The organism is Phycisphaerae bacterium, from assembly GCA_024102815.1.
In the GTDB taxonomy this organism is placed as follows: domain Bacteria; phylum Planctomycetota; class Phycisphaerae; order UBA1845; family UBA1845; genus JAGFJJ01.
Genome location: JAGFJJ010000076.1, coordinates 55,342 through 75,508 on the forward strand (window position 1 = coordinate 55,342; position 20,167 = coordinate 75,508).

At 63.4% G+C, this 20,167-nt stretch carries 17 protein-coding genes; 3 read left to right on the top strand and 14 right to left on the bottom strand.

Annotated elements, in window-relative coordinates:
* Positions 1-18 precede the first annotated feature (18 nt).
* Positions 19-972: a TIGR01777 family oxidoreductase gene (locus J5J06_18860; GenBank protein ID MCO6439156.1), complete on the top strand. Its 954-nt coding sequence runs from the start codon at positions 19-21 to the stop codon at positions 970-972.
* Here J5J06_18860 and J5J06_18865 read toward each other — a convergent pair.
* The 5 genes from J5J06_18865 to J5J06_18885 all read right to left on the bottom strand — a co-directional run bounded on the left by J5J06_18865 (position 962) and on the right by J5J06_18885 (position 4,796).
* The gene (locus J5J06_18865) at positions 962-1,786 is read right to left on the bottom strand and encodes a hypothetical protein (protein ID MCO6439157.1); all 825 of its coding nucleotides are present in this window, start codon (positions 1,784-1,786) and stop codon (positions 962-964) included. The genes J5J06_18860 and J5J06_18865 overlap by 11 nt on opposite strands.
* Complete coding sequence (locus J5J06_18870) at positions 1,783-2,349, bottom strand: hypothetical protein (GenBank protein ID MCO6439158.1); 567 nt, start codon at positions 2,347-2,349, stop codon at positions 1,783-1,785. The genes J5J06_18865 and J5J06_18870 overlap by 4 nt, the downstream gene beginning before the upstream one ends.
* A gap of 71 nt (positions 2,350-2,420) precedes the next feature.
* Entirely contained in the window at positions 2,421-3,017 is a 597-nt protein-coding gene (locus J5J06_18875; GenBank protein ID MCO6439159.1) for a TetR/AcrR family transcriptional regulator, read from the bottom strand.
* A gap of 134 nt (positions 3,018-3,151) precedes the next feature.
* Positions 3,152-3,550: a nuclear transport factor 2 family protein gene (locus J5J06_18880; protein ID MCO6439160.1), complete on the bottom strand. Its 399-nt coding sequence runs from the start codon at positions 3,548-3,550 to the stop codon at positions 3,152-3,154.
* A gap of 7 nt (positions 3,551-3,557) precedes the next feature.
* Positions 3,558-4,796, bottom strand: coding sequence for a DUF1015 domain-containing protein (locus J5J06_18885; GenBank protein MCO6439161.1), 1,239 nt, complete (start codon positions 4,794-4,796; stop codon positions 3,558-3,560).
* 309 nt (positions 4,797-5,105) lie between these two features.
* Between J5J06_18885 and J5J06_18890 the strand changes: the two genes are divergently transcribed.
* Both J5J06_18890 and J5J06_18895 read left to right on the top strand, forming a co-directional pair.
* The gene (locus J5J06_18890) at positions 5,106-5,720 is read left to right on the top strand and encodes a toxin-antitoxin system YwqK family antitoxin (GenBank protein MCO6439162.1); all 615 of its coding nucleotides are present in this window, start codon (positions 5,106-5,108) and stop codon (positions 5,718-5,720) included.
* Between the two features lie 192 nt (positions 5,721-5,912).
* Positions 5,913-7,715, top strand: coding sequence for an NF038122 family metalloprotease (locus J5J06_18895; protein ID MCO6439163.1), 1,803 nt, complete (start codon positions 5,913-5,915; stop codon positions 7,713-7,715).
* 60 nt (positions 7,716-7,775) lie between these two features.
* Here J5J06_18895 and J5J06_18900 read toward each other — a convergent pair whose 3' ends face one another.
* The 9 genes from J5J06_18900 to J5J06_18940 form a co-directional block, all read right to left on the bottom strand.
* Positions 7,776-8,396: a hypothetical protein gene (locus J5J06_18900; GenBank protein MCO6439164.1), complete on the bottom strand. Its 621-nt coding sequence runs from the start codon at positions 8,394-8,396 to the stop codon at positions 7,776-7,778.
* Between the two features lie 73 nt (positions 8,397-8,469).
* Positions 8,470-9,687: a PQQ-binding-like beta-propeller repeat protein gene (locus tag J5J06_18905; protein ID MCO6439165.1), complete on the bottom strand. Its 1,218-nt coding sequence runs from the start codon at positions 9,685-9,687 to the stop codon at positions 8,470-8,472.
* A 307-nt stretch (positions 9,688-9,994) separates the two neighbouring features.
* Entirely contained in the window at positions 9,995-11,425 is a 1,431-nt protein-coding gene (locus tag J5J06_18910) for an AAA family ATPase (protein ID MCO6439166.1), read from the bottom strand.
* 384 nt (positions 11,426-11,809) lie between these two features.
* Positions 11,810-13,084 (bottom strand): ABC transporter ATP-binding protein, encoded by a 1,275-nt coding sequence (locus J5J06_18915; GenBank protein MCO6439167.1) that lies wholly within the window; start codon positions 13,082-13,084, stop codon positions 11,810-11,812.
* Between the two features lie 1,036 nt (positions 13,085-14,120).
* Complete coding sequence (locus tag J5J06_18920) at positions 14,121-15,566, bottom strand: hypothetical protein (protein MCO6439168.1); 1,446 nt, start codon at positions 15,564-15,566, stop codon at positions 14,121-14,123.
* Positions 15,567-15,774: 208 nt separating this feature from the next.
* Positions 15,775-16,116, bottom strand: coding sequence for a transposase (locus J5J06_18925; GenBank protein MCO6439169.1), 342 nt, complete (start codon positions 16,114-16,116; stop codon positions 15,775-15,777).
* Positions 16,117-16,312: 196 nt separating this feature from the next.
* Entirely contained in the window at positions 16,313-17,317 is a 1,005-nt protein-coding gene (locus J5J06_18930; GenBank protein MCO6439170.1) for an ABC transporter permease, read from the bottom strand.
* Positions 17,317-18,225, bottom strand: coding sequence for an ABC transporter permease (locus J5J06_18935; GenBank protein ID MCO6439171.1), 909 nt, complete (start codon positions 18,223-18,225; stop codon positions 17,317-17,319). The genes J5J06_18930 and J5J06_18935 overlap by 1 nt, the downstream gene beginning before the upstream one ends.
* Positions 18,226-18,233: 8 nt before the next feature.
* On the bottom strand, positions 18,234-20,156 hold the full coding sequence (locus J5J06_18940; protein ID MCO6439172.1) for a peptide ABC transporter substrate-binding protein: 1,923 nt from the start codon (positions 20,154-20,156) through the stop codon (positions 18,234-18,236).
* Positions 20,157-20,167: the final 11 nt, after the last annotated feature.

A 20,167-nucleotide genomic window follows, 5' to 3' on the forward strand; every position in this document is an offset into this window, starting at 1 on the left:
GAGCGGCTAGCAGGCATCATGAAAGTCGTCATTCCCGGAGGTTCAGGGCAGGTCGGCTCGATTCTCGTTCGAGCGCTGCGCACCGACGGTCACGAAGTGATCGTGCTCGCCCGGGATCTACGAGGGCGGGACGGATTCGTGTACTGGGACGGCAGGACCATCGGTCCGTGGGCCGAGGTGCTGGACGGGGCCGACGTGGTCATCAACCTTGCGGGTCGTAACGTCAACTGTCGTTACAACAAGACCAATCGAGATCAGATCCTCCGTTCGCGCGTCGACTCCACGCGCGTCGTCGGCGAGGCAATTCACCAAGCCGCCCGCCCGCCGCGCGTCTGGCTACAGGCGAGCACGGCCACCATTTACGCCCATCGATACGACGCCCCCAATGATGAAGCGAGCGGAATCATCGGCGGCGGCGAGCACGGTGCCAGTCCGTCGTGGGATTTCAGCATCGAAGTAGCCAAGGCATGGGAGCGTACGGTCGACGAGGCCGACGTCCCTCACACGCGCCGCGTGAAGCTCCGGTCGGCCATGGTCATGAGCCCCGACCGTGGCGGCATTTTCGACACGCTCCTCGGTCTGGTCCGGAAGGGGCTCGGGGGGAAATCCGGCGACGGCCGCCAGTTCGTCTCGTGGGTCCATTACGAAGATTTCATCCGAGCGATTTACTGGCTGATCGATCGGGATGACGTCGACGGCGTGGTCAATATCGCCTCCCCGCACCCGCTGGCCAATGCGGAGTTCATGCGCGCGATTCGCAATGCCTGGGGTACTCGGCTCGGACTGCCCGCGACGCGCTGGATGCTGGAAGTCGGGGCCGTGTTCCTGCGGACCGAGACGGAACTGATCCTCAAGAGCCGCCGCGTAGTGCCCGGCCGACTTCTCGAATTGGGCTTCGATTTTCATCAACCCACCTGGCCCGAAGCGGCGTGTGATCTTTGCCGCAGGTGGCGGGAATGGGCTATGCGTTGAAGCTCGATGCCGGTGTCGTATTCGGCGCCATGATGGGCGTTCCGCACTCGGGGCAATTGGCCGACGTCAACTGGTAGAGTGGGTATCCGCAGTTTTCGCAGGTCTCCTCCTCGATCTCGATCAGGAAGCGCAGCCCGCACGAACCGCACCTGGACCGGCCGGCGGGAAGGTGCTGGGTGGAAGTGCATCGCGGGCAGGTCAGGTCGACGAAGAGCTCGACGGTGCGGACAGCCTCGCGCCGCTGGATTCCCGTAATGCGGTGCAGGATCGGCACGGCCACCGTCCCGCATGCCACCACGATGGCGACGATGCCAATGGCCCGTGGCCACAGGTCTCCTTGCGGCGGTTCCCAAATGCTCTCGATGATTTGAAGAGACAAGATGGCGTTGGCGATGACCGTCCAGCGGCGAACCCACTCGTACGATCCCCGCAGCCGGGCCAGGGAGAGCAGCCCCACGTGAGGCAGGGCGACGCCGGCCACGCAGGCCGTGCCCATGACCCTCAGGAAATCTTCGAACCAGCGCCTGTTGTCGATCCAGTCGGAAGCCCATATGGCGAAGAGAACAAGGCCCAGGGCGATCGACACGGACAGCGCCCCGAGTGGACCGACGGGATGCCAGCGATCGCGCTCCCAGGGGATGGCGCTGGCCATGCCGAGGATGGCCGCCGCGGCAACGGACGCGGTCGTGCCCATGATGCGGGCCTGGAGGGCCCCGAAGTTTCCCTCGAGCAGGCAGTAGACCCCGACCAGTCCGCAAGCGGCGATCGAGCCGACGAAGCCGAACAAAAGGGTTCGTTGCGATTGCGACTTCATGGCGTGGAACCTGTTTCAGGTTTCAACCGTTCTCTCAGCACGTCGATCAGCACGGCTGTACAATCATCGGACGTCACCGGCCGAGCTTTGGAGAATTCCGCCCAGTGGGAGTTTAGCAATACCTGGAACGCCACTGCGCCCTTGGCGTCGACGATGTAGGCATGAATGCCCACCGCTTCTGTTTTGCCTCCCAGGTACTCGGGCAACAGCGCATAGCTTGTGCCAATCGGATGCGTCCGTACATATTCCCCGAACTCCTTCGCCGACGTCCTGAGCATTCTCGCTTGGTTATGTCGCCACGGGCCCGTGATCGGCACATGGCGATCCGAGGCTGTCGCCTTGGCCAAGTCGGTGGCGTTCAGAAACTCGGCGATTTTCGCGGCCGATGCATCGTCGTAGGTTTCCGGCCCGCGCCAGTAGGCGGGAAACACGGTTACGGTTGTGTTCCCCAGATCGCGGCGCAGCGCTTCCGCCGCATTCGGATTGATGCCCGTCTGACAACCACTCAGCAGCAACAAGCCTGCGGGTATAAACCATGATCTCTTTGAGGTGCGGGCATTCATGGCGAATCTCCTTTCCTGATCTCGGTTGAGTAAGCAATCGCTTACATTACATGCAAAAAAAGAACGCCGCATCAGCCCGTCGGCCGGCCCTCGATCAGGAGCTTCCCCGTCTCGGCGATGAAGCGCTTCCTACGCACCGGCGGCAGGAGGTTCAGTTCCTGGGCGATGTTGGACAGCGTTCCGAGTCCGATGACGGCCCAGGCGGTTGTTGCGGCGTCCGGCCCGCGCTCGCTTCCCTTCGCCCCGCGATAGTCCGCCACCTGCCCGCTGATGAATCGGTGAAAGCGACGGTACATCGCGGCCAGGGCATCGCGGATCACGGGGTCGTCCGACTCGCTGAGTCCGGCGAAGATCAGGCGCTGCAAGCCGGATTCGCCGTGGTGAGCGGCCTCGTATTCCAGCAGTCGCTGTGCGGGATGTCGCCCGTCGTCAGCCTCTGCGAGCAGTCGACCCCAGACTTCGGCCGAGAGCGCGTATACGTATTCGATCGAGGCCACGAACATGGTCCGCTTGTCTTCCCAGAGGCGGTAGAGGATGTTTTCCCGCACGCCGCACCGCCGGGCGAGCTCGGCGGTCGTCGTCCGCCGATAGCCCAGCTTTGCGAACGCACCGGCCACGATGGGCGTGAGCCGGCGGCGTTGATCGTCAATCTGGCTGGGTCGCGGCATCGCGAAGGCACCCTCCGTCGTTTAGTAAGCGTATACATACAATATACATCAGATTCGTGCCTGTTGCCAAGTCGGAAATTGTCGGCCACGGTTACGCCGTGGAAATTCGCAGGAATTCGGCTTGTGGCCCGCGTCTAGTCCGGCTGCTGGCAGCGCCAAGTGATGAGCCACGAGCCCGATTCCCGCGTCAGGACGAGGAGGTCGCGGCCGGTCTCGCGGCGGCGGCCGTCGGGCGGCTCGTAGTCAATGGTCCACGCATAGGTGACGACGGCCGTGGTGCCGGTGATGTGGATGGCGAAGTCGCGAGATTCGAAGGTGTGCACCTTGGCGTAGGCAAGGAAATCTTCGTAGCTCTTGATGCAGGCATCAGCGCCGGCGGCCAAACGTTGGAAATTCGGCCCGGTGAAGACGACGTCAGGATGAAGAAATTCGCGCAGATCGCCCGTGCGCCCCTCGACCCAGCAACGGTCGAAGGATTCGATAAATCGTTGGATCTCGATAGCCAGATTGGGGACCACTGATCCACGGTCCAACTACGCGCTACCCCAGCGGATTGATCGTCAATCCTGTCGCCAGTTTGGGGTAGAAGTATGTGCTCTTTTGCGGCATCAGGCCGCCCTGTTCGCTCACCGCCCGCAGGTGGGCCATGGGCGTGGCGTTCATGAGCAGGGCGACGCCGTTCTCCTCGCGGGCGGTCTTGCGGGCGTCCTCGGCCGACTTTACGTAGTGGACCTTGGCCGCCTCGCCGAGGTGTGCTCGCAGCAATTCGTCAATGAGATAGCGGTGCAGGTAGGCCGCGTCGAGCTCGTACCACGCCTCGACCTGGTCCTTCTCCAGTTCGCGAAGCTTATCCCGTGCCGTAAAGCGCAGATGAATCTCCTGATCGGTCGCACCCTCGTGCAGCGTCAGGTCGGATAGCCCGCCGTCGGCGACTTCCGTTCCCTCTTTCCAGGCCTCGGACACCGACTTGAGGTCGACGCCGCCGAGCACACGGTTGTAGGGGAGGATCAGGCAGCCGGGGTCGTCCATGCTCGCCAGCACGAACATGACGTAGTTGGCCGGGTGGTCCTTGGCGAGGGATCGCTGCTCCGTCGTCAGCCACTCGCGGAAGTTCAGCGCCGTGCCGTAGCGATGGTGGCCGTCGGCGATGTAGATACGCTTGTCGGCGAAGAACTTCGACACAGCCTTGATCGTGCCCTTGTCGGTGACGATCCACAGCCGGTTCTCCACATTGTCGAGGGTGCCCGTGGCGTGGGGTTTTTCGCCCGAGGCCGCGGCAAAGGCCTGGCCGATCTTGTCTTCCGGATCGGCGTAGAGCCCGAAGATGGGGGAGACGTTGCAGTGGGTGGCCTTGGTGAGGGCGAGGCGATCTTCCTTCGGGCCGCCGAAGGTCTGCTCGTGCGGCAGGATCACACCTTCGGAAAACGGCTGCAATCGTACGCGGGCGATCAACATCCGCCGCGTGTGCTTCTGCCCGCCGTGTTCGAACTCCTGGTGATAGACGTACAGGGCGGGTTCATTTTCGCGAACCATGACGCCCTCCTCGATCCACCCCTGGAGGAGCTTGGCGGAGAAAGCGTAGGCGTCGGGCGGGCCGGCGGATTTCGGGGGAATGTGCGGCAGATCGACCGTGACGATATTGTACTCGCTCTTGTTGATAAGGGCGTTCTTGTCCTCCTTGTCGAGAACGTCGTAGGGCGGAGCGAGCAGGGCGGAGAGATCGCGGTTGAAGCGCTCGAAGTTATAACGGATGGCTGGAAACGGATTGACTTCGAGCATGGCTGGCTCCTCTTCGGGGAAGACTGGCGCGACTCGCCCGGAACGCCGGTTCGACAAATATTGCGCGAGCGGCGATGTGGCCCGTGCGATCGAACTTGATACGGGAATGAAACGTACCGAAAGGCCCACTTTGTGGCAAGCTACGCATGATTCGGCCTGCCCGGGAGTGCGTCGGCGGCATCGCGCCAACTGCGTATTCTTGACGCACGCGTGCTCCGGCAGCAGAGTTTGCGTCGGAAGTTTCCGGTGAATGGGGCGGCGAAGGGTTCCCGGTCGCCCGCGAGGATGAAGTGACGGAAGGCTCATCGTATGAAACGAACATTGGTTCTCCAACGTGCCTTGGTATCGGCAATGATCATGGGAGCGAGCTGGACGGTCGCGCTGGGACAGTTACCTCCCGGAATCGGCGGCAAAGTTCCCGAGGCCCAGCCTCCCGACACCTCGGCCTGCGACGGCAAGCCGGTCCTTGTCATTCAGGAGAAGTATCCGGACGGGGCGGTTTCCGTCAGCCGCGAGGTCGTGGAGACGGAAGACGGCGAATACATCGATCACGGCGCCACGTTACATTACTGGCCCGACGGTGCGGCCCGGGGGGAGTTTCACTTTATTTGCGGTGTCCGCCACGGGCCGCGGCTGACCTGGTATCAGAACGGCCAACCCTGGACCAAGGGCGCTTACTACCACGGCCAGGAGGATGGAACCTGGACGATGTGGTACCCGGACGGCAATAAGAGCCGGGAGTTCACCGTACGCCGTGGCACATGGGATGGGCTGTACGAGCTTTGGTTCCCCGACGGCAAGAAGCGAATGACGGTCCTGTTCGTGGACGGACTGAGGCAGGGTCCGCAGGACGTGTGGGACGAAGAGGGGCGCCTCATCAGCCACGTCGACTACGTGGACAACGTACCGCAACCAACGCCGTGATACCCGTAGTTATCGGATGATCTGAAATTCACTGGGGGCCTTCATCCCGGTTGATCGGGGCCGGTGCACCTTGTAAGAATACGTAGGATCAGATAAAATCCCTGTAAATTCATTGCTTCGATGGCTCTCCTGGCCGCAAGTGGGGAGTGCGCGCCGGGGAAAGCAGATCTCGACCCCTCCGAGGACATTTCGATGTTTGACCTGAAACGGCGGTTGGTCCCGACGGCCTTGTTGGCAGGACTTTTTTCCGCCGCGAACGTGGCCTTCGGTGGCGATACCGTTCCCGCTGAAACCGCACAGCGATTCGTCATTGCCCCGGATCTGGGTGTTGTTGTCGAGTCGCGGCCCGACGCACCCGCGGTCCTCCGTGCTACCGGCCGACAGGTCGATTTGGAATCCCAGACGCTCTGGCACTACATGTGCGGAAGCGCTCCCGACGATGCGGATCTGCAAGAACTCCGCGACATCGCTATCCAGGCGAGTGTGACCGCGGACACGCAACCGCCGACGCGCTTGCTGAGCCTCGGGCGGTCCCCGCTGGCTGCCGGTACCGGTTTGGACATTGTCTGGAGCGTCCAGGGTTCGATACCGACCGAGGCGGCCACGGCGCTGGAAACGGTGGCGCAGTACATCGAGAGCAAGTTCTCCGACGATGTAACGGTCACCATCAACATTTCCATGTTCGATTTCGGCAATCCCAACGTGATCGGTTCGACAGGCAGCAATTACGTCACGGTAACGTATCCCGATGCGCGTGACGGACTTGTCGCCGACATGGACGGCAATGACGAGATCCAGGCATTCTTGCCCCTGGGTACCACCGTTCCCGTTCGCTACGATGGCGCCAGCACCACGGTGACCGCTGAAACCCGCGTCTTTGCGACCCGAGCGAATTTCAACGCGGGCATGGGAACCACCGGGGGGTCCGCGGCGTCGATGCAGTTCAACACGGGCTTCGCTTTCGATTATGACCCATCGAACGGCGTGCCGGGGAATCGGATGTGCTTCCAGTCCGTCGCGGCCCACGAGGTCGGTCACGCCCTCGGCTTCACCTCGGGTGTGGATTTCCGCTTCAACGATATCGAAGTTCTCGACTTGTACCGGTTCCAATGGACGGATGGTGCGGACGACTACAACCCCGATAACACCGGCGAGTTCCAGACGACGACGCGCACGGCTAGCTTCAACTCCCCGAACGACGACGCCATTTCAGATATCATCGTGGCCGAACACCGCATGGCCGACGGTTCGCCGGATCAGGCGAGCCACTTCCGCAGCGGTTGGCCTGCGATCATGGATCCCAACCTGGCTTTCGGGCAGACGTTCTATCCCGAGTTCTATCGCGAGGCCGACACCGACATGTTCGATGCCATCGGCTGGGACTATCCGAAGATCATCATCCCCGCGCCGATTACCGTGCCTCCGCCGGAAGGAACCTTCAAGAACCGCTACCTGACTTTTGCCCCGGGCAACCAGGTCGAGCCGGTGGCATTCCAGTTGGAGCTGGTGACGGGTCCCGGACTACCCGGCGTACTGGGATGGATTGATGCTCCCGATGCCTCCGGCATCTCCCGCGTCGTGGATGCGCCGGTGATCCGCAATTGGACGGAAACCGTGGTGCAAGTCGCCGACTGCGAGATCGTGCCGGCCGCCACCTACTTGCTTCGTTCAACGCCTGATCTGGTGCTGTTCTCCAATGACCTGCCGCTTCAGACCGTTCTTGCGCCCTCGGACGGCCGGTTCTGGGGCGATGTGGTCGGGTCGTTCGACAGCATCGCCCAGGAGTGGACGGGCCCCGACCAGAACGTGACCGGTCAGGATATTGTTGCGGTTCTCCAGCGATTCCAGGTCAAGCCGTCGGCCCCGCCCCTTACGTGGGTCGACATTCATCCGCAGGTTCCCGACGGCGCGGCCAACGGGCCCGACATTCTCCAGGTCGTCAACGCCTTCAGCCTGAAGCCTTATCCGTTCGTTGCGCCGAGCGATTGCCCGTAAACCCGGCGTCCGTCAGGTATGCTTGGGGATGGTGTCGAAGCGAACCGCTGGCACGATCGGTCAGCGACTCCCGGCGGGTTCCTTCGAAGACTTCGTTTTCGTGTCGGCGGCGTCGGTCTTGCCGGCCGTGTCGGTTTGTCGCAAGACGCGCCCGGCCATGACGCCGCCGTATTGCTTCTCGTCGTTCACCCACGTCCCGCTGTAGAATCCGCGAAAGATCATGACCCGCGCGGAATAGGTACCCATGGTCGGCACGGGAACGCGGTCGACCGTAATGATGGGCGTATCGCCCGCCCAGACAATCCGCACCGGAACGGGAATGGTCACATCCTTGTCTCCGACCTCGATGCGGGCGTTGATGATCCACTGGTCATCGACGACCTTCGTCGCCTCGGCAATCTCATAGCGCTCTGCCTTCGGTTCGGTGAGCGGCTCCCTGGAATTCAGACCGCCTTCCGCGGTCATCTGCCATACGCCTTCGAGTGTGACCCCCTTCATTGATTCCGCAAAGGACTTGTCGCGCTTGGCCTGCTCGGCGTCCGCCTCCGCGCGCTTCCGTGCTTCCACGGCCGCGGGCTCCGGCGGAGTGGCCGAGACGCCGACCACGGAAACAAGCAACAGGATCCCGGGCAGAAGGTAAGGACGGCGCGGAAATGTACGGCTGCATGGGTACCTTGGCACGACGAATCCTCCCGTGAACTTGGGGTCCGCGAACGGCGGAGGCCATGGAATCTTTCCCGCAGGCGGCCGCAGGTCAGGATCCCCGCAGATCGAGGCAGACCAGTCGTTCGAGGTTGCGGGCATACAGCTTGTCGCGGTGCAGCACGGGCACCGTCCAGCAGCGCCCGTCAAGAATATCCGTTTTCGTCCGGGCCTCGAATGCCTTGGGGTCGGCCTTGCCGATGAGCAGCGTGCCGTTTTCCATGAGGTAAATCAGGTGTTCGTCGGCCAGGATCAGTGTTCCGTGCTTGGTTCGCTTGCCTTCCAGCCGCTTCTCCCGCCACCGTTCCTTTCCGGTCAGGAAATCGGCACAGTGCAGGGCGTTCTGGTCACTCGTGTAGAGGTTCCCTTTGAACAGGATGCAGGACTGGAACTTGTTCATGAAGTCCTTGCTGCGCCAAACTTCGTTGGCGGACAGCCCGTGGCCCGTCTTGGTGAGCTTGAAAAGCGCGCAACCGGTCTTGTAGCCGGAGCTCAGAAACAGATGGCCGTCGTGGTAAACGGGCGCCGCGGCGTTGACGTCCCAGTCCGTTTTCCACTCCGTTCGCCATACTTCGCGGCCCGTGGACGCCTCGACAATGATGGCCGAATCACCGGTGAATCCGACGATGTAGCGGGTTCCCTCGAATGAGAAGGGATACGGTGTGGCGTAGCCGGCCGGGTCGTCGCCGGTCTTCCAGACCTGCTTGCCGGTGCGCTTGTCGAACGCGACGAGTGCACCGTCATCTTTGCCGCCCGACGAGATGGCCAGATCGCCCTCGATCAGGACGGAGCCGCTGTATCCCCACTGCGGAACGTGATTGAACTTCGTTTGCCAGATTTCCGCGCCCGACTCACTGTCCAGACAGATCAGCGTGCCCAGGGCGCCGAGCATGTACACACGGTTCTCGTCTACCGTCGGCGTCGCCCGCGGCCCGTCGCCGCCCACCGCCTCCTTGTATTGGGGTTCGAAGGGCTTCTCCCAGATGGTCTCGCCGGTGTTCGCATTGAGGCAGTAGACCACCTGCTGCTTCTCCTTCGTGCCGGCGGTGTAAAGGCGATCGCCCACGGTCGCAAAAGAACTGAATCCCGAGCCGATCTCGCGCGACCACAGGACCGGGATCGGTTGGTCCCAATCCTTCTTGAACCCCGTCTCCGGCGAGATGCCGTCGTAGTTGGGTCCCCGGAAATTGGGCCAATCGGCGTGGGCCGATGCCGCCCATCCAACCGCCACCAATGCCACGCCCGCGAGTTGTCTCAAGGAAGATCTCATGCGTCCGGATCCCTTGTCGAAGTTCAAGCGCGCGGGATCGCCATCCGGGACGATCTGTGAGTTCCGGCCCGCCGCGTCAGGGGAGGGTATCGGGCGGCAGCCCGCCCGACAAGGAACGCGGACCGGCGGATCGCGGTCATTCCGTCCTGATGATCCTGGGACGCGGGTTGGGTCGTCCTCGCGCGTGGGACTTCGACGTGAACAAGAGCAAGACAGCCCTGCTCCAATGCCGTTTGGCGCTCGGGAGCAGGGCTATCCTTCTTCTTGAGCCGAGGGGCGATGTCCGCCCGATTGTGCCAGGACTGTTCTACATCCGAACATCCACCAGCGAGTTGAGCTCGCCGTATTCGTTCGTCTCGTTGGCCGGGTTTTGGGTATCGTGCGACCAGCGCCCATCCACCACCAGCCGGTAGCGATAGTGCCCCCTGGGGAGCCGCAGGCGGACCTCGAAGTCCCCGTTGTGGAGGCGCTGCATGGGCGTCGTGTGCGGCATCCAGTCGTTGAAGTCACCGGCCAGTTGCACCTCGGAGGCCTCGGGCTGGCGCGTACGGAACACCAGCACCTCCCCTTCCTGGCGGACGCCGTAGACGTCTTCGATCTTCCGCGCAATCTTCTCGTGATACAGGTCGCCGTTGTCGCGCGACGGCGCCGGACGGCCGGCCTTCGCGGGCAGCTCCCGTCCGGACTTTTCCGATTCCGTCCTGCGGTGAATCAGGGGCGACGCGGGAATGCTCGGAGCCGGAGTGGTCAAAACACGGGCGCTCGTGGCCGCGACGATATCCGCCGGAGAGGGCGTTCCCGACGTAACCGCCTCCCTGGGCGCCGCGGTGCCGGGTTCTTTCTGCTCGGATCGGGGCGATTCTTCGCCGTGACGGCCGTCCACAAGGGTCGTGGTGGTGGCAAGCAGTCGCTCAGCGTCCGCTGCCAGGCGCTCGACATGCTGGAGCAGATCGCTGCTCGGAGCCTTGGTGGGCTCGGCCGCGATGATCTCCCGCGCCAGCTTCTGGAAATCCCGCGCGCCCATGCTGTGCGGAGCGAATTCGGTAATCGGTTGTCCGTAGCTTACGCCTTCCTTGAGCTTCGTGTTGAAATTGACAATCGTGTCATACACGGTGCCTTTGAACCGCGAACGCAGCTCGGCCAGGACCTCCCGCGCCAGCTTGGTACGCACGTCGTACTGGTTGGCGAGAATCCGCACGCCGGGGCGCAGTCCGCGCCGCTCGCAGAGCTCCTCGATGGTTGTCAACTGCCGCGTGAGGCCGTGCAGCGCGAAGTAGCCGGTATCAACGGGGATGATGACCTCGTCCGCGGCGAATAGTCCGCTGCGCATGAGCATTCCCAGGTGCGGGGGGCAGTCGATCACCGCGTAGTCGTAACGGTTGACATTGGCAGCCAGGATGTCCCGCAGGGCGATGTCGGCATCCTCACGCTGTCCGAGTCGCGGCTCCAGTGTGGCCAGATTGGCTCGCGCCGGCGCCAGGTCGAGGTTGTCAGCGATCTGCCAGGTAACCCGGGACAGCTCCACGGGGTCGCCTTCCAGATGCTGCGAGACCAACTCCAGAACGGACAGTTCCACCTGATCCTCGGGAACGGCCGTTCCCAGGGCGCAGTGGCCCTGAGGATCGAGGTCGATCAGCAGCACGCGCCGCCCCTCCTGGGCCAGCGTTGCCGCGAGGTTGATGGCGACGGTGGTCTTGCCACATCCGCCCTTCTGATTGGCGATCGTGATCGTTCTCACGGAGAGTTCCTTATGGCGTTTCGCGGGGGAGGCGGATGATTCAGCCGCTTCGATGGGCCGCCTCCTGCCGCCGGTCGAAGGGCCTGACGAGGCACGCCGCGCCCGACGCATCCCGCGCCGCTGGGAACCTGCCCGGTCGGCAAGTCCTGCGCATGCCTGAGCGTGGATATCGGCCGCCAGCGTTGGCATGCTTGAGGTTATTATTGGACGTAATCACGACTTACGCTCATCGGTCCTCCATAGCAATGCTGGCAGGAAACACGGGACCGGCCCGCGGAATGGCAGAGCCATCCGCCGGCATTTCGCCACTCGCCCCGAAGCTATTGCTGATGCTGAGATTGCGGTCGTCGTATGCCGCATGATCGCCTTTCGTGTACCCGTCGTTCAACCGGGTGGCTTCGCAATGCCGGGGCCCGGCGATTCGGCTTCCCAACAGGCGCAGGCCCGGCCGGGACGAATCTCCCGCAGCGGCGGATTTCCGGAAGTCTCCCCCGCGAACTCCTCGACACAGCGCCGCAGTATCATGACGGGCTCGGCGCCTCCGCTCGTGACGAGGGGAATCGTCTCGCGGGAGCCTGCAAGCGCCCGATCGCGGGTCAGCGCGCAGCGGGGGTGGAAACGGCAGCCGGGGGGGAAATCGGCCGGGTCCGGGACATTCCCAGGAATGACGGGCAGGGGGCCGGTGCTCTTCTCCGCCCTCGGCAGACATTCCAGCAGCGCGGCCGTGTAGGGGTGCAATGGTGAGCCGAGTACGGCGGCCGTCGGGCCGGATTCGACGATTCGGCCCGCGTACATGACGTACACCGACTCCGCGAAGCGGGCCACGACGGAAAGGTCGTGGGAGATGAGGAGAATGGCCAGATCCTGCGACTCGCTGAGCTCCAGCAGCAGGTCGAGGATCTGCCGCTGGAGGGTGGGGTCGAGGGCCGTGGTGGGTTCGTCGGCGATGAGCAATTCGGATCCGCCGGCCAGCGCCATGGCGATCATGGCCCGCTGGCGCATGCCGCCGGAGAGCTGGTGAGGGTAAGTATCGAGTTGGCGGCGGGGATCGTGGAAGCCGACGCGGGCAAGGAGGTCCGCGGCCAGAGCGCGAGCGGATCGGCCACGCTCGGGGCGGTGGAGCTCGATGGCCTCGACGATTTGGCGGCCAATGGTCATGAGCGGGTGCAGCGCGGCCGAGGGGTCCTGGAAGATCATGGCGATCCGCCCGCCGCGGATGCGGCGAAGGCTGGATTGGTCCAGCGACAGCAGATCGACGGCGCCGGTCCGGCCCGGACCGGAGAGGGTTCGGCGTGCATTTGGTGCATCAAGATGCACCCTATCGAGCTCAGAGCGTGCCCACCGCGGGAGGTGGGCATGGCACGCGCCGCCGGTTGGATCGTCGTTGTCGTGGGCAGAATGGAGAATCGCCCGCCCCGCGACGACCTTTGCCGGGGGGGAAGGGATCAGTCCGAGCAGGGACATGACGGTCACGCTCTTGCCGCAGCCGCTCTCCCCGACGATGGCGACCTTCCCCCGACGGGGAACGTCGAACGAGACGCCGTCCACGACGCGAATCCGCCCGAGGTCGGTGGCGAATTCGACGGTGAGGTCGTGGACGGAGAGGAGGAGGGTCACTTCGGTCGGCGGGATCGTAGATTGATGGGTTGTGTCCTGCATGGCGGAACCGTTGGAGCGGAGGGTGGCTTCGGTGAATGCGGTTATACATGGCTGCCTGCGGGCGTCCAATGTGCCGGCAGGTGGCCGGGGTCAATTCCGGGGACGGGAGCGTCCCGTCCATAGGTAATAACGCGCGGGGCGCGCGCTCGGGGAGGTGCCGGCCGGTGATCACGGCCGTAAGTGGGGGCGGAGGAATGGGTTAGGGATTGGAGTGCCAAGGGCGTGGCATTGGCGGTTGGGGGGCAGACGGGGTTTCATCCCCAACTACGAAGTGCATGGTCACGAAGCGGGGATAGGGCAACGGGGCGCCGCATAGTACAGGCTTGGCAATGCCACCCGCTGGGCGGCTCGGAAGAGATGAGGCGCGCGTGATCACGGCATGAAGAACATGTCCACGAGGCGCGCACATGGCACACGTTGAAGAGGTGCGTCGGGGGACGCACCCTACGAAGCTTGACTGACTTCCGGAATCGTTGTGCCACATTCCGGGCATACACCTGAACTGTTGCCAGTCAAGTCATACCGGCATCTTATGCACCGTCCGCGAGCGATTCGATATCTCATCCTCGCGACTTGGGTCAAACACCAAAGGCCCAGACCCACGAGGGAAACCGTTACTAGTAACCAGAGTCGAACATCGACGGTGCCCGCATGTCGATGAATCGGCGTAACTAAACGCGCATCGTTAGGTGGATTCGCCGGATCAACATCTCGAATCCACCAAGAACCCACCTTCCACCCGCTATGGCGCACAGTCTCGCGCCAGCTCTCAATCCGGAACAGCACATACTCTCGTCGTCGGAGGTCTTGACTGGCGACATAACTCTCCGGTCCACGGCCTTGACTATCCCAGTGCCAGCGCAACTCAATGTGGCCGTCGGCAAATAGAGCCTTGACGGTACCATTGCTCAAAGGCACGGTCCAAGATGCGCACGTCCAGAAGCTGACCGAGAGCGCAATAATAGCTGCCAGGATTAGGATAGTCAGTACGCTGGCGTATAACGGTCCGATGGAATCGAGCAACCGCCGCAGAGATTCAAGAGTTCGCGCAGCCACCGTAATCCGGCCTATTAGTCTCACACCAATGCTGGGCGCTCTGTGATCCACCATACGGATTCTGGCCATGACCACATATGCGGTCTACCATACATTTCACATGATTACATTGGTCGTAGCGATCATCGCTGTTGGTTGGTAGGTCCTCCAAGCACCGTTCTTCCGCGCGGTACGCAAAACACTCGTCCTGCGTCTCCGAAACAGTGGATCGAAAGGCACAGCCACCACCGCTTTCCAGTTCACACCGGCCTCGTCGGGCGTGATCCATTTCGTGTTCCACAACACAGCCAACAAGGTCGGAGTCTGTTTCCTGCTCGAAGTCGGGATCGATACAGATCTCGAGTTGACAGCCGCCGGGAATGCAGGTACAGCACACCCAGCCTCCCATTGCATCCCCTTCCGGCGTGGGAGAGTTGCCGCCACCTGAGGACACGCAACAACTCGTGAGGCCGGTGGGGTCGACATATTTGCAAGGATTTGATCGGGCATATGTGAATAGCGAGAGGCTATCTTTGTACATCGCCGGATCTGCCTGAGGGAATCGCCCCTTGGATGGATCGTATTGCCGCCGGCGACTCTGATAGTCTGAACTCTCTGGCTCTAAACGGAGACCATGATGGGCCATTGGCTGTCCAACTCTTGAATGTAAGCTAGCTGCCTTTCTTGCCACCCCTTGCGCCAGGTTATCAAATCTCCCCGCATCGTCGTTGTCGTAGTCCCCGTCGAAATCCAGATCGAGGATCCGGCATGCTCCGGAGACGGTGCCGGTGCAGGTGACGCCGACGGTGCCCTTGTCGGTGGAATCCACGTCGCCGTCGCCGTCGCGGTCGCCCCAGGAGGTGGACTGGTTGACGGTCAAACTTCCATAGGGTTCATAGACGTAGTGCTCCATCAGGTTGCCGCCGAGGTTGGTCGTGGCGATGACGTTCCAGTTGGCCCCTCCGGCCGCTCGCTTCGTGCTCGCAACCTGCGGGCAGGTCGCGGGCCTGACGCGGGCATCCCTGCCCGCTTTACCGATGGCGGCCCGCTCCCGTTCGCTGCGCTCACCCTGGTGGATGTACAGGTCACCCTTGCCCGCGGCCCGCATCATGATGTGCTCGTCGATGTACTGCGTCCCGTGGATGAACTGGCGGTCCATGGCGTCGCTGCCGTTGCGGATTTCCACGATCTTCCAACCGTCATAATAATACACTTCCGTGGCGTCGAGGTCACCCCGTTTTGACACCACTTTCTTGATTCTGCGCTCGGTTCCATCGTAGGCGGCGGTTTGGATTGTAACATCGTCGTGCTTGGCGCGGACCTTGACCAGGCGGTTCCAGGCGTCGTAGCGGTAGATGTACTGCCCGTCGTCGACGAGGTAGCCGGCGTCATCGTAGGCCGGGGTGTGTGAAGCCGGGTAGGTTGCATGTTGATGAGGATTTTGCATCAGAATGCGCCCTGCGCCGGGTGCCATGGCCACGTTTCGTGGCCATGTGGGAAGCCCAACGGACGCCGCGACGTCAGGGGCGCGGCGGCAGCGTGTCGAAATCAACCGCCAGCGGCCCGTCACGCGTACCTTCATACAACGATGCACTTGACCAGAACCAGGCAGAAGGCCCATCGCACAGCCCCCTGCGGACAGGGTTGGTGTGAATTTAGTCGATGGTCTCCCAAACGAGCCGCTGCGACCAGAGGTTGCGGTCGTAGCCGCCTCCGCGCTGCCAGAAACGGATGGATGTCCGCCCGTTGGGTTGCCGGTCAGACAGCCTTTCAAGGAACGAGGGCTCATACATGCGCATGTAGTTGATTGCCCGTTTGGCCAGCGGCTGTTTCAGGGAGGTGAGAATCGACCTGATTCGATATTCGGGTGTCTGCGGATAAATGAGAAGATGAACATGTTCCGGCATGATCACATAGGCCCAGAGGTGAAAGCCGTGCTTCCCCCTGGCAAATTCTACAGCCTCGATCGTCCATTGCCGGGTACGATCGATTTTCAACAGTGGGAGACGATGGAAGCACGAGAACGTAAGCGAGTGGGCATGTCCAGGATCATCGAATCGCCGGCAGGTCTTGCGATGCAAAATAGCTCGGTTCGGCGAGGATGATTGCATGGGGGCATGATAGCCGAATCAAGTCCAAAGAGCATGCCCACGAAGCGTGGGCATGGCACCCAAATTCACTGGGCCGGTTTACCTACACCAACGTCGCCTCTCTCGATCGCGGATCGAGGGCGTCGCGGAGGCCGTCGCTGATGAAGTTCAGGGCGAGAAGGGTGATCACCAGGGTCGCGCAGGGGTAGACGAGCAGCCACCAGAAATCGACGAAGGTGTTGACCGCTTCGACGCCGTCGGCCGCGAGTCGTCCGAGGGAGGGTGTGGGCTGCTGCACGCCGATGCCGAGGAAGCTGAGGAAGGACTCCTGGAGGATGGCCTGGGGGACGACGAGGGCGGTGTAGACGACGATGGGTCCGAGGAGGTGGGGGAGGATGTGTCGGCGGAAGATGTAGAGCGGACCGGCGCCGGCGGCGCGGGCGGCTTCGACGAAGGTCAGCTCGCGCAGGGCGAGCACCTGTCCGCGGACGACGCGGGCGAGGGTGAGCCAGCTCACGCCGCCGATGGCCGCAAGCAGGATCACGAGATTGGCGAGCGTGGCGCTTTCGCCGAGGAGCGCGGTCAGCGGGCGGGTGAGTGCGACCTTGAGCAGGATCACCATGAGGATGTAGGGCAGGCCGAAGAGCACATCGACGATGCGCATGAGGGCGGCGTCGACGCGCCCGCCGATCAGACCGGCCGTGGCTCCCCACGCGGTTCCGATGATGAGTGCCATGATCGCGGCACCGAGTCCGATGCCGAGGCTGACGAGAAACGCGGGCATCAGGCGCATGAGCAGGCTGCGGCCGAGGTCGTCGTGGCCGAGCCAGGAGACGGTGTGGTAGAGGATGTCGCGCTCCCAACCTTGGTGGCCGTCGCCGGCGTTGAGGTACGTTTCTCGATCGACGGCCGGGCTCAGGGCCGGCGGGTGGCGGATCGCCGAAGTCAACGCCTGGACGTCGTGCCAGGACCATGTCACCGGCAGGGTGAGCAGGGAAATAGCCGCGAGCAGCGCGAGCAGAACCAGGCCGATGCAGGCGGCGCGGTGGCGGAGGAAGCGCCGCCAGGCGTGTCGGGGGGTGAGGCTTGCCGTCGTCGCGGAGGCCATCACACGGCCTCCTTGATGCGCGGATCGAGCCGGGCATAGAGCAGGTCGATCAGCAGGTTGAGCAGGACGAGCAGGGTGGAGAAGACCAGCACCGTGGCGAGGATGAGGCCGGTGTCGCGGTTGAGGGCGGCGTTGACGAAGTGCTGTCCGAGTCCGGGGACGCCGAAGACCTTCTCGACGACGAACGAGCCGGTCATGGCCTGGGCCGTTGCGGGGCCGAGGTAGCTGAGCACGGGCAGAAGCGCGGCGCGCAGAGCGTGGTCCCAGATCACGGTGCGCGGTGTGCAGCCCTTGGCGACGGCCGTGCGGATGTAGTCGGAGGCGAGCACGTCGAGCATGCCCACGCGGGTGAGGCGGGCGATGTAGGCGATGAAGGGCAGGGCGAGGGTGATCGCGGGGAGGGGCAGGTGGGCGAGCGTGCCCCATCCGCCGACGGGAGCGATCTTGAGGTACACGCCGAAGATGATCAGGAGCATTGATCCGGTGACGAACGTGGGGATGGAAATGCCCAGGAGGACGAGTGCCGTGGTCATGGCATCGGGCCAGCCGTGGCGGCGGACGGCGCTCCATACGCCGAGCGGCACGCCGACCTGCACGGCGATGATGACGGCCAGCAGTCCCAGCGTGGCGGAGACGGGCAGGGCCTGGGCGATGATCTCGTTGCAGGTCCAGTCGGGGTACATGAAGGTCGGGCCGAAGTCGAGGTGCAGGGCACCGGAGAGGTATTGCCAGAAGTAGAGCCAGGTATTGTCCATGCTGTAGCGGGCGCGGAGGGCTTCGACGACTTCCGGAGCGAGTTTTCGCTGGCCTTGCTGGAAGGGGTTGCCGGGCAGGGCCACGACCATCACGAAGGTGAGGGCGTAGACGCAGGCGACGGTTGCGGCGCCGGCCAGGAGTCGTCGAAGCACGAGGCGGATCATCGATGTACGGTCACATGGCGGAAGAAGAAACGCAAGCGAGGATTGGGTTCGATGCCGTGGACCCAGGGCTGGACGGCGATCGGCTGGGCGTAGTGCAGGATGGGCAGCAGGGGGAGCTCCTCTTCGACGAGGAGCGCTTCGGCGTCGGCCAGGGCGCGCATGCGCTTGACGGGGTCGCGGAGGTGCGCGGCGCGATCGAGCAGGGCGTCGTACTCGGGGTTGCTGAAGGCGCTGTCGTTGTTGCCGTTGCCGTTGGCGTAGCAGTCGAGGAATGTCGTGGGGTCGTAGTAATCGGCGTACCAGTTTCCGCGGGCGATCATGAAGCGTTGGTTGGCTTTTTCCTCGGCGAAGGTGCGTGATTCCAAGGCGCGTCGCTCGATGCGCACGCCGAGGTCGCGCTCCCACATGCGGGCCACGGCCTGGCAGACGCGTTCGTCGGCGGGGACGTAGAGGAGTTCGACCGGCGGCAGACCCGCGCCGCCGGGATAGCCGGCTTCGGCGAGCAGGGCGCGGGCGCGATCCACATCGTAGCCCAGGCCAGGTGGCGGTTCGTATCCGGCGATCGAATGCGGCGGAACGAGGGAGTGCGCGACGCGATCGCCGCGGCGCAGCACGTGCTCGACAAGGGCGTCCTTGTCCACGGCCAGGGCGAACGCACGACGGACGCGGGCGTCGACGAACGGATTTGCGCGGCCGTTGACCGTCGGGCTGGCGCAATTGAAGTTGAAGAAGTACGTGGCCAGCACGTGGCACAGCTTGAAATCGGGGCGCTGGCCGCTTTGGGCGAGTCGCGCGATCTCGTGATCGTAGGGCACGTCCATTGCGGGCAGGAAGTCTACCTCGCCCGCTTCGTAGGCCATGAGCGCGGCGCTGAGGTTTTCGTAGACGAGCATGTCGACGGTGCGGCAGGTAGTTGCCGCGGCGTCGCGATAGAACGGGTTGACCTCCAGCCGGGCGCGGCGTTTGAAGTCCCACGCGGCGAGCCGATACGGACCGTTGGTAATGAGGCCCGGGTAGTCATTCTGGTGGTAGTCGGGCTTGGTCCACTGCGGGTCGTAGACCACCAGGCCTTGCCCGGTGATGGGCGCACCCCGAAATCGCTGCCGCAGTCGCTCGATGCTCTCATGGCATGGCAGGAACGAGGGGAAGGCGGTCAGGTCGAGCAAATACGGGCAGGGCTCCTTCAGACGGACTTCCAGCGTGCGCGCATCGAGGGCGCGAATGCCCACGGCCGAGAAGCGGGTTTCCAATTCGCTTGCGTGAAGCTCGAAGTGGCGGGAGTGAAACGCCGACCAGTCCAGATCGCTGTCGTGCAAAGCTTTGGCGATCTGCTCTCCCGGGGCGTCGGCATCGGCGCCGTGCAGGGCGGCTCGAATTTCCGGCAGCGTTTCGTCATGCGCCAGCGCTTCGGCTTGTTCGGGCGAGAGTTTCCACCCTGCGGCTGCCCGGGAGAGGGCAGTCAAAACCGCAACACCATGCTGTCGCCAGCGGATGTACTCGTCGGCTCCCGCGATGTGGTCCGCGAAGAGGAAGACGTAGTCCGTGGCGGTGCCGGGTTCCATGCCGCGGCGCCACCCGCGGAGGAAGTCCATTGCGGTGACCGGATCGCCGTTCGACCAACGGGCGTCACTGCGGATCGTGAATGTCCACGAAAGTCCGTCTGCGCTCACGGATGGGGGGAATTCGGCCGCGCCGGCAACCGGCTCCGTTGTCGGCGAGTCGGATGTGGTCAGACCTTCCCAGATATTCAGGGCGACGCGGAAATCCTGGGTCCAGCTCATCCGCGCGGGGTCGAGGGTGTGGATGCCGGAGGGGTTGACGTAGGTGAGGTCGGCCTTGGGCCGGCTGGTGCCGAAGGCAAAGAAACCCAGGACCATCGCCGCCAGCAAACCGGGAGCGATAACGAGCGCGCGGAACATGCGGCCGATTG

Excerpts from the sequence above, each read along its gene's own strand:
- J5J06_18860 (MCO6439156.1), top strand. The coding sequence starts at position 19 with ATGAAAGTCGTCATTCCCGGAGGTTCAGGGCAGGTCGGCTCGATTCTC.
- J5J06_18865 (MCO6439157.1), bottom strand. The coding sequence starts at position 1,786 with ATGAAGTCGCAATCGCAACGAACCCTTTTGTTCGGCTTCGTCGGCTCG.
- J5J06_18870 (MCO6439158.1), bottom strand. The coding sequence starts at position 2,349 with ATGAATGCCCGCACCTCAAAGAGATCATGGTTTATACCCGCAGGCTTG.
- J5J06_18875 (MCO6439159.1), bottom strand. The coding sequence starts at position 3,017 with ATGCCGCGACCCAGCCAGATTGACGATCAACGCCGCCGGCTCACGCCC.
- J5J06_18885 (MCO6439161.1), bottom strand. The coding sequence starts at position 4,796 with ATGCTCGAAGTCAATCCGTTTCCAGCCATCCGTTATAACTTCGAGCGC.
- J5J06_18890 (MCO6439162.1), top strand. The coding sequence starts at position 5,106 with ATGAAACGAACATTGGTTCTCCAACGTGCCTTGGTATCGGCAATGATC.
- J5J06_18895 (MCO6439163.1), top strand. The coding sequence starts at position 5,913 with ATGTTTGACCTGAAACGGCGGTTGGTCCCGACGGCCTTGTTGGCAGGA.
- J5J06_18905 (MCO6439165.1), bottom strand. The coding sequence starts at position 9,687 with ATGAGATCTTCCTTGAGACAACTCGCGGGCGTGGCATTGGTGGCGGTT.
- J5J06_18915 (MCO6439167.1), bottom strand. The coding sequence starts at position 13,084 with ATGCAGGACACAACCCATCAATCTACGATCCCGCCGACCGAAGTGACC.
- J5J06_18920 (MCO6439168.1), bottom strand. The coding sequence starts at position 15,566 with ATGCAAAATCCTCATCAACATGCAACCTACCCGGCTTCACACACCCCG.
- J5J06_18930 (MCO6439170.1), bottom strand. The coding sequence starts at position 17,317 with ATGGCCTCCGCGACGACGGCAAGCCTCACCCCCCGACACGCCTGGCGG.
- J5J06_18940 (MCO6439172.1), bottom strand. The coding sequence starts at position 20,156 with ATGTTCCGCGCGCTCGTTATCGCTCCCGGTTTGCTGGCGGCGATGGTC.